The organism is Pseudahrensia aquimaris (assembly GCF_042676045.1).
Taxonomy (GTDB): domain Bacteria; phylum Pseudomonadota; class Alphaproteobacteria; order Rhizobiales; family Rhizobiaceae; genus Pseudahrensia; species Pseudahrensia aquimaris.
In genome coordinates, this window is the sequence record NZ_JBHTJV010000006.1 from 58,995 (window position 1) to 68,016 (window position 9,022).

Sequence of the window (9,022 nt, forward strand, 5' to 3'; positions counted from 1 at the left end):
TTTTCATGATCTATGCTTTGAACATCATTGCGATGCTAGCAACCATTGGCTTCGGCATGATTGGTTGGCTTAAGCCACGCTATACAATGGAAAAGCTTGATCTGAAAACTGGTGACAGCACTTTGGGTCTATCGGAAATCCGGGCGGCCAATGGGGCTCTTTTCGTAGGCCTCGGAATTGGTGCCATTGTGATTTCACTTCCCATCGCCTTCGTGATGGTCGGTTGCGCTTATGCAGGAGCAGCAATTGGGCGGCTGACGTCGATAATCGTAGACAAATCTGGCCAATCAATCAGTTTGTCTTTCTTTGCAGCTGAAGTTGCTTTGGCAGTTTTTCTAGTTTGGTCGAACATATGAAATGTGATCACACCAACCTATCTGCCTTCTGACGAATTGTAACGATTCCGCATCTCGCCCGAACAAAACTGCGCCAAAACTGTGCCAGTTCCAGCAAAATTCTCACTCTCTGGATCCTTCTAAGAAGCATCATAGTGATTTACAATAAAATCTTGGCGCACCCGGCGCGATTCGAACGCGCGACCTCTGCCTTCGGAGCGCCAAATCGGGAGAAATCTCTGATTTCGTTTAACGCTAAGGCCTTGTTTTTATTGCATTCCATTTCAAGACGCAATACTCAATTTCATACCGTTTCCTTCTGTCCCAAACCGTTTTGTCCCCAAATTGTCCCAAAAACGCTCCTGCGTTATGGACTTTTCGCGCTCTGCCACACCGACCAAAAGTACCTTTGTTTAGAACTCAAACTGTTGCTTCCGCATTGAGTGCCTTAACGCACACTGCTTCATGAACCTTGACGACGCCCGGCAAAACTGGAAGCTCGGCGCGCTCACTACAACAACGTTCGACACCACAGTACCATCTAAACAAACCACCGATATGACTGGCAAGCGGTACAGATGACGCATCCGCACCCTGAGCAATGACCCGAAAATAATCCAACCGGGTATTATAAATTGGGGAAGCAGACAAAGAAACTGACTTCTCCAAATGGCTGGAAGATAGTTGCCTTTCACTTCATGTATATTAGCGTGACCTGCATTATTAAAAAAACGATTTCTCGTCAATTTACATCTGCCGAAATATCGAGATATAATAATCACAGAATTGAAATTTACATCAATATATCCTACTGATACGGGGATTTAAAAATGCCAATTAAATTTTCGGTTTTCCTTGTTATAATTTTTATTTCAACAATTCGATCAGCAAGTGCTGACATTGCAATAGTCGATGTGGCTGTACGTACAACTCCATATTTGACCGAACTTAAATCTGACGGTGTCAAAATCGTCGGAAGATATTATGCGCGCTGTTATCAGTGGTCGGGGAAAAGGCTGATTAATATGGGGCCAAATAATTCTTTGAAAGGCAGCAAAGAGAAAAAATTGATGGAGCTTAAATCCCTCCTAAATGCCAATTTTGGGATACTATCTATTTATCAGTACAAGAGTAACTGGATAGGGAAATTTTTCGGTAGAACTAGAGCAAAAATTCGAAACAAAAAAGGGCAGCATGTCAAGAAGGATGGAAGGTATCAGTATAAGTACTCGACGATAAAGGGCGATGGTTGCAAAACGACTAGGCAACCACATGGACCCAAAAAAGAGGCGCTTCTAGACGCTGGCGCTGCAATCGCGCAGGCCGAGTTTGCAGGCCAACCTAAGGGATCGGCAATATATTTTGGTTTGGACTTCAATTTTGGCGGACGTATCGATTCTGTTGAGAAAAAAAACATCCTAGGCGGACAATCTATAAAGGGGAACATACGAAGCGAAGCTTACAAGCGTGTGCTAGTTTATGTCCAAACAGTAAAAGCTGAATTAGCTAAGCATGGTTACAAATTGGGCATATATGGTAGCGGAGATGCTTTTAAACTGCTTTCGCAAGGCTTTGAACAGCCTATTTTCGACTTTTCATGGATAATGGCATCTAGATCATTCTCCGGGACTCGAGACTTTCACAACACTATGAAATGGAACCTTTTCCAAAACTGGACCGATAAGAAGCGATATGGGCCGAAATCAGGCTACAAAAATGGGTTAGGCTTAGACACAAATATACAAAATCCAAATCTAGATGCGGATATTGGTTTCTGGAATGCAGCTGGCACGACAAAGATTCAATCCGAAATATCTGAAGCTATATTTAGTTCGCATCGATTTGTTTGCGACGGACGGGCTTGGATTCGTACCAAACCTACTTTTAAAAAGTCAGATATTGCGGTGACGCGTGATGGCAAGCCTCGTCGGCTGTATCACGCAAATTCCGTAAACTTAACCGGTAAGTCAGTCAATATTGGATCGAGTACCTTAGTTGAGTTTGATTCGGACGATGATGGCCAAGTTGACGGCTGGACTAATCTGAACAATTTGACTGATAGTTTTGCAAATAAGCCTCAATATTACAGCGTCTCAAAGGGCGAGAATAAGACCTGCCCGAAATAGGTTCGAATTAGTCGAACCGATGGCCACTAGGACATACAACATTTCTGAAAGGCTTCGCACGATCTTCAAGAATTGTAGTCTGCTGCAAAGAATTAGAACCATCCAAAGCTGGAATTTTCCATTTATGATCCCGTTATTGGGAGAAGGAGATTTCCATGAAAGCATCGAAGTTCAGCGAGGCGGAGATTGCCTTTGTTTTGAAGCAGGCTGAGGGCGACGCGACCGTTGCTGAAGCGTGCCGTGAAGCCGGGATAAGCGTTGCGACGTTTTACAATTGGCGCGAAAAGTGCGCCGGCCTGATGCCTTCTGTTGCGATATCGTAGCACGTGCTATGACACTATCAGAAAGACACGAAAGAATTAATACGGGTTGGGCTGGCACTAGTTTGCTCCACAACATAAAATATGTTTTCATCACCCTCATTGAATACCGGGAGAAAATCATGATTAGAAATAGAATTAAAATTGTCCTTTTCGGCATTACTCTCTCGGCATTTTTATCTAACGCAAACGCACAAACAGAACAGAGCGTTGTGGAAGTTGAAGCAGATATTGACTGGGAAAATGTGCAAAAATCAATTGCGTCAGATAAAGATCGGCTACCACCAAATATGCGAAGCTTTGCAACAAGCTCTTCCGAAGTTCTTGGGCGTATAAATGTGCCGGTGCTCGTCCCCAGTGGGCAAGGTGAGACTTTTAGATCATCGCCGCTTATTGTCGGCGATGGCGGAACGTATGCTGCGCTACTGTCGGACACGGGTGGCGAATTAGCTGTGATGGGTTCGTCCAAAGCAATTCAGGTTTCCCTTGATGACAAGACGGATGAAACGCTCAATACTTTCCAACTTTCCAGCAGGTGTGATTTTCAGCCAATGAATGACGAAGGCGAGAATTCAGCTGATTGCAGCTTTGTCCAATTCGGCGCTTACTACACCATCCGCTTAACTTGCAAAGAAGCAAATGACGAAAAGTGTATCAAGCCCGATTTTTTGGAAAAAGTGCGCGAAGACCTTGTAACTATCGGGGGTGTCAAAAAATGATACGCTGTTTCAAATGCCTAATAATTGTGTTCCTATCGCTCTTTAGTTGCATTTCAATAGGGATGGCAGATGATCGTTTTATGGAGCCTGGCGATCTTTTACCAAATAGCGGCAAAGGGTGGCGAAGTGATCGTGTGTTTTTGCCCAAACTTCGTTTTCCAATAGAAAAACAAAATGCATACGCCAACTCGCAAGTTTATAGACCAGGGGGAAACAAAGGGCCAAGCGGAGGGCAATGTAGTGCTTCTAATTACAAGTATCCATGGCAAGATAATTTTTGCGAAAAGCGACGTTGGAAAATGCCATTTTGCCCCACTGGAAAAGGACATCAAGGCCAAGATATTAGGCCAAATACATGCGATAAAGATTTCTACTGGACAGTTGCAGCTGAAGCCGGTGTCATCACGAATGTAGGAAAATATAGCGTAACTCTGCTTGGTTCTAGCGGAACGATCTATCGATATTTGCACGTACAAATGAACGATCTTGCAGTGGCCAAAGGAGATAAAGTGAAAATCGGTTCTAGAATCGGCAAGGTTTCGAACTCGTTTGGAAATTCATCTACGACCATTCATCTGCACTTTGACGCAAAGAAAACAGTTATTTCAAAAGGAAAAAGGGTAACTGCCTATATTCCTATTTATACAAGTCTGGTTGAATCGTATAAAAGATTGGATTAGGCTATGTTCAGGTATATTGGCGTTCTTTTATTGATTTGCATTCTAGGCATGAGTTCTAGTCAGGCTGCCGGGGAAATGAGCATACCCGTTCAATCCGGCGTATACAAAATGTACGATCAAAGCCATGCCCTAATAATTGGTGTGTCTAAATACGATCCACAGACTGGCTGGCCAGTTTTGCCCGCAGTCAAAAAAGAGATAGAGAACGTTAACGCAGCCCTAACCAAACAAGGCTTCACTACAGAGATTGTAACCGATCCCGACTTTATATCACTGCAGAAGGCAGTGAGAGAGTTTTTTAACAGACGTTGGTCCCGAGACACTCGGCTCATACTGTACTTTGCTGGGCATGGGCATTCAGATCAATCAGAAGACATGGGGTACATCTTACCACGAGACACACTATACTTTGGCGACGCCGATTTTTTCCAGAAGGCTTTTAGCATGTCTGAAATACGTGCTATGCTCCCAAATGGCAGACGAGCAAAGCACGTTTTATTGGTATTTAATAGCTGCTTTTCAGGAAGCATATTCTTAACGCGTCGCAACACATTGCCTCCTGAGATAGCCTATTTGTCGGACATTGATCGACCCGGTTGGCAATACATTACTGCAGGAACTGCTCAACAAGAGGTTCCTGATAACTTATCATTCTCACAAGCCTTTATCGATGGGATAGAGGGAGGAGCTGATAGGAATAAGGACGAGCTTGTGACTGCTAGCGAACTGGGTTTTTATATAAATACTCAATTGGCAAGTGACTATCTCACCCCCCAATTTGGTAACGATAGAAGTCCGAACAGAAAACTTGGCGACTTAGTGTTTTCCTCACCAAAATCCGACCACGTTGTCGGTCAGTTGACTGCAAAGTCGCCGGATGGTGCCGGGCTTCGAAAAAGCACATTGCGGAGTCAAACTGTAGCTGCAGAAAATAAATTGTTCGATGGCGTGGAGCTCATATATTATAGGAAGACAGCTGACGGTCGAAAAGTTTCCGAAACTCTTGAGCGAAGCGGAATCCCATACTCTGTTACTCGCGCAGAATTGCCGGATAAATTTGCAGTCAATTCATTAGCTTGCGCGCCAAACACTCCTATCGATGCGATAAAGACATTAGCTATCGAGCTGTTGAAAAATGGCGTTCCTCTAAAGAGGATTTTGCGTTTTCGGCGCCCATCTGAAAAACCAAGGAGAATAGAGCTGCTTTCTTTGACTAAGAATGGTCGGGGTATTGCGGAACTACAATCTGCAAATCTGACTATTCAACAAGTTGAAAGTTTGAACATTTGCCCTACTTTTCTGGGCAGTTAGTTTGACTCTGGCGCGGCTTTCCTCATAACAGTCTCCGTTTGTGAAAATAGGGGAAGAGGGTGTCTACAAATTTTGTGGTTGTTTTAGCGTTGCACCGGGCAGTCTTGGTAATTTTAAAATTATCGTTCCATAATGGACCTTATGCGACTTGAATTGGACTTTTCCTGAAGCCCCTTGCGAGCGACGCAAGATGCTCACCAAGCGTAATGTCATCTGCCTTGGAATTTGCAAACGCTTACTCTTTGTTCAGGTTCCTCAATCCAGTTGATCCGGAAACAGGCCAGGCGTCCATCGGGCTGCTAGTTCTGCTGGAAATGACAATTTCAATACTCCCCTTGAACTTTCGGATGTCAGCACGCCTCTAGACAAGAGAGCAGATGTAAGTCTGCTGGCGTGGCGGGCGGTGGCGCCTATGATTTCAGGCACTTCACCTCTTGGAAGTTCACCGCGATACAGCACAGTTTGTAAAATTCTATCGGACTTCGGGGGAAGCTCGCCCAGTCGAATTGCCTCCTCTGCCCATAGTTGTATCCGCGTGTGAAGTTTCTCTGGCCTGATGAGTTCGCGCATGAACCGCACTTGGTCTAGGCAAATTTCTAGAAAAAACTTGGTGAAAGCGATCAAAGCTTCCTCGCTCAGCGTACCCCTACCATCAAGGTCATTCCGTCGGCGCATATCGCATGCAGCGAGAAGGTCTTTGTATCGACCATTGCTGCGAGCGAAGCCCCGTGAGACCGACCAAATAGCTCCGGTATCCAATGCATCGAGCAGCATGGCATGCGTCATCAATCGTGCAACACGCCCATTGCCGTCTTGGAAAGGATGTATCCACGCAAGCCGGTGGTGAGCGGCGGCAACTGATAAAATTGAGTTAGCCCGACCAAGGTTGGAGTAAGCTCTCTCGAAATACTCTAGGAACCTGGGTACCGCTCCGGGACTGATAGGAATGTGTCGTCCAACTTTAACGTCACTTGTCCGCCACTCACCCGGATCAACTTTAAGCCGTTCACCGGTTTCGGGATTCACCGACCACAAAAGCTCATCAGGAACATTTTCGCAAAACCGGCGGTGAATAGCTGATATATTGTCTGGTGTGGTGGCAGCTCCATGTAGTCCGCCGTCATCAATCCATTGCTGAACTAAGATATGAGCTTTTGCTTCCAGCTGCAGGTTTCTTTTTTCTGGATCAGCGCTGTAGTCCTCTTTCAAGGCCCGCTCTATTGAAACCGGATGAGTGTCATGGCCTTCAATTAGGTTGCTGTAATAGCAGTTCATTGACCTTACGAGATTTGCCAACGCGATCCGCACGCCGTCTGGCAGGCTGTTCTTGAATGCCGCAGATTCCTCAGCCAGTGTCAACGCTAGGTCAATAAGCTCTGCTCTCGCTTTTGCGCCTTCAGCGATTAGCATAGGCTCCATAATAGCCGTCGTTTCATTTCTATCTTCACGCATAACTTGTCAGCATATATGTCCTGATAAATGTCCGGTTACAATGCAATCTAACCTATTGAAATAAGATAATTTTTGTATGGAATTTAAGAGAAATATCTAATTCCCATGTCTACTTAATATGTCAAATAGTGGAAGATGTAAAATTGGGCATCAATCGTGACAGTGAGCTGCCAGAGAAAAGCAGCACCAAACAGCTGCTCACTAATGCTCTAGAAAGACGACGTGTTTGCGGGATTCCCAGCAAATGCCACATTCCGCGCAGTTCTTCACCCGCTGGATATCGTATGGGCAAACGATCGATCCATCATTTGGAACCTTATCCAGGCCACTAACAACCGAAACAGAATCTTCTTCGCCTGGCCGGTTCGACCAACGTACGCGGAACCTGTTCGGAAAATCGCGCTTAACTTGCGCTATTGCTATTCCAATGTGGCAGTCGGGCGTCCATGCGGTGTAGCCCCAAACATGCAAACTGGAATGTCTTGCAAGTTGCTCGGCCCACCAAGACACATAAGAAATTGAATAGAAATCACCCAATGTGTGAGCGCGGACTACAGTGCCGGGAGCTGTCTCAGGCTCCAACGACAATATCTGAAACTCAGTTTCCAACTGATCGGTCAAGGCTTGGCCGTGACGGTACCGATAAGCTCTTGGCTGGCTCATTCTATTGCCGAAGCAAATCGCAAACTGGGAACAATGCGCCGGACAAGTGGCACGCTCTTCCAAAGTAAAAGAGAAAACCGGAAAATTGACCCAGGTTCCTTTGGCAACTCGGTCTCCATATTTCCTAGAATGCATGCCACTTTTCAGGACCCATTCCGTCTCATTTGGATCACGCACACGATTGGGATGAAGTGAGCGTTTCTCAATGATTGCAGGATCATCAGCCGCCAAACAAATGGGTGACAGTCGTTTCTTCGACGTGTGGCGCTGCTTTGGTTTTCTATTTTGTTTCATCACCTATTTCTTAGTGATGAGTTTCAGAAATTTTTGATGAGCCGTCACACTTGAATCTTCTAGACGAGCGAGAATGCTGGCCTTCCCTGAAGCCTTTTTCTCAACAACCACGATGTTAAATCCGACACTGAGGCTATCGACAAATTGTGAAGTTTGAAGCAGCAGATTTGGCGCGCGCGCGCGAAAACGTAATTCAGCTTCATGCGCCGCCTCAGCTGCTTTCAGCCGATCATCTTTAGTCAATTTTAGTTTCCGCGCAGCTTTTGCCGATTTAGCTATGCCACCTGAAGTTTGAATGAATTTTTTAAATTTATCAGGCTCGATATCATTCTTGGCAGCATGGGTAATGGACGACGACCACATACTCTTCTTAGATTTGCATGCAGAGGATTTGCTAGACGCGAAGAGACAATCAAGCAGCGGCGAAATAACGTGCCTTGTCTGTCCTTTGAGTGTGATTCCAAGTTCACTCAGAAAGCTGCACCATGCTGTTTCGTCATTGCGAAACGGATAATACACTAGGTAGGCTGCGTGCATTGCTGCCAATTGAACTATCTGCAGCCCGATATCTGATTGCTGTTCCAAAGCTTCCATCTTTTTAAACGCATCAACAGCAGAGCTATAGTTCGCATTCGGTATACGGCTATTCATAATGCACTTATCAGTCCTGCAATCATCCTTGGTATTCGCCGGTGTCTGAGGCTCTGAAGTTTGACCGTCAAACTTCTCAGAAATTTGAGTATCCGATTTCACCGAACTTTCAACTACTGCCAAGTACGTTTTTTTATTTGAAAGCTCAGTCATCGTCATTCTCTCTTCGAATTGGAAATGTTGGGCAATGTGACATTTTTGGGAGGTTTTGAGATTTCAGATTTGAGTGTCGAGATGGCTTCAAACTCTTACGCGGCCTCCCACATTTTGACGGCTTACTTTCAGCCTTGATCTTTGCTGACGGTCGAGGTGCTTCTGATGATCTTTTGTGAGGGGTGATTTCAACCAGCTTACAATCGGCAGCTTTGAATAGCCCCTAGATTTGTAGACACCTTCTTCCCTAATTTTGAGGCAAGGAGGCCATTATGGGCAAAGCCAATTTCAGTGACGATTTCAAGCGTGATGCGGTGC

Annotated in this window: 8 protein-coding genes and 1 pseudogene; 6 read left to right on the forward strand and 3 right to left on the reverse strand. The window is 45.3% G+C overall.

Going from position 1 to position 9,022, the window contains the following annotated elements:
• Positions 1–5 precede the first annotated feature (5 nt).
• From ACFQ14_RS08795 to ACFQ14_RS08820, 6 genes and pseudogenes are all read left to right on the forward strand, one after another.
• A complete protein-coding gene (locus ACFQ14_RS08795) occupies positions 6–356 on the forward strand; it encodes a DUF4345 family protein (protein ID WP_377212366.1) in 351 nt (116 codons plus the stop codon).
• A gap of 809 nt (positions 357–1,165) precedes the next feature.
• A complete protein-coding gene (locus tag ACFQ14_RS08800; RefSeq protein WP_377212367.1) occupies positions 1,166–2,461 on the forward strand; it encodes a glycoside hydrolase domain-containing protein in 1,296 nt (431 codons plus the stop codon).
• 155 nt (positions 2,462–2,616) lie between these two features.
• Positions 2,617–2,769: pseudogene (locus tag ACFQ14_RS08805) on the forward strand (transposase); the annotation flags it as partial.
• Between the two features lie 23 nt (positions 2,770–2,792).
• Positions 2,793–3,500 (forward strand): hypothetical protein, encoded by a 708-nt coding sequence (locus ACFQ14_RS08810; RefSeq protein WP_377212368.1) that lies wholly within the window; start codon positions 2,793–2,795, stop codon positions 3,498–3,500.
• Positions 3,501–3,562: 62 nt separating this feature from the next.
• Positions 3,563–4,180, forward strand: a complete 618-nt coding sequence (locus tag ACFQ14_RS08815; protein ID WP_377212369.1) for a M23 family metallopeptidase — start codon at positions 3,563–3,565, stop codon at positions 4,178–4,180.
• Between the two features lie 3 nt (positions 4,181–4,183).
• Positions 4,184–5,491: a caspase family protein gene (locus ACFQ14_RS08820; RefSeq protein ID WP_377212370.1), complete on the forward strand. Its 1,308-nt coding sequence runs from the start codon at positions 4,184–4,186 to the stop codon at positions 5,489–5,491.
• A gap of 255 nt (positions 5,492–5,746) precedes the next feature.
• Here the strand turns inward: ACFQ14_RS08820 and ACFQ14_RS08825 are convergent, their stop codons facing one another.
• From ACFQ14_RS08825 to ACFQ14_RS08835, 3 genes are all read right to left on the reverse strand, one after another.
• Positions 5,747–6,943 carry a Fic family protein gene (locus ACFQ14_RS08825; protein ID WP_377212371.1) on the reverse strand — a complete coding sequence of 399 codons (1,197 nt, stop codon included), beginning with the start codon at positions 6,941–6,943 and terminating at the stop codon, positions 5,747–5,749.
• A gap of 201 nt (positions 6,944–7,144) precedes the next feature.
• Positions 7,145–7,900 carry a GP88 family protein gene (locus tag ACFQ14_RS08830; RefSeq protein WP_377212372.1) on the reverse strand — a complete coding sequence of 252 codons (756 nt, stop codon included), beginning with the start codon at positions 7,898–7,900 and terminating at the stop codon, positions 7,145–7,147.
• A 3-nt stretch (positions 7,901–7,903) separates the two neighbouring features.
• Positions 7,904–8,704 (reverse strand): hypothetical protein, encoded by an 801-nt coding sequence (locus tag ACFQ14_RS08835; RefSeq protein WP_377212373.1) that lies wholly within the window; start codon positions 8,702–8,704, stop codon positions 7,904–7,906.
• Positions 8,705–9,022: the final 318 nt, after the last annotated feature.

What these genes read in the sequence shown, in the direction of transcription:
- ACFQ14_RS08820 (WP_377212370.1), top strand. Translation starts at nt 4,184, where the DNA reads ATGTTCAGGTATATTGGCGTTCTTTTATTGATTTGCATTCTAGGCATG.
- ACFQ14_RS08815 (WP_377212369.1), top strand. Translation starts at nt 3,563, where the DNA reads ATGGCAGATGATCGTTTTATGGAGCCTGGCGATCTTTTACCAAATAGC.
- ACFQ14_RS08810 (WP_377212368.1), top strand. Translation starts at nt 2,793, where the DNA reads ATGACACTATCAGAAAGACACGAAAGAATTAATACGGGTTGGGCTGGC.
- ACFQ14_RS08835 (WP_377212373.1), bottom strand. Translation starts at nt 8,704, where the DNA reads ATGACTGAGCTTTCAAATAAAAAAACGTACTTGGCAGTAGTTGAAAGT.
- ACFQ14_RS08795 (WP_377212366.1), top strand. Translation starts at nt 6, where the DNA reads ATGATCTATGCTTTGAACATCATTGCGATGCTAGCAACCATTGGCTTC.
- ACFQ14_RS08825 (WP_377212371.1), bottom strand. Translation starts at nt 6,943, where the DNA reads ATGCGTGAAGATAGAAATGAAACGACGGCTATTATGGAGCCTATGCTA.
- ACFQ14_RS08830 (WP_377212372.1), bottom strand. Translation starts at nt 7,900, where the DNA reads ATGAAACAAAATAGAAAACCAAAGCAGCGCCACACGTCGAAGAAACGA.
- ACFQ14_RS08800 (WP_377212367.1), top strand. Translation starts at nt 1,166, where the DNA reads ATGCCAATTAAATTTTCGGTTTTCCTTGTTATAATTTTTATTTCAACA.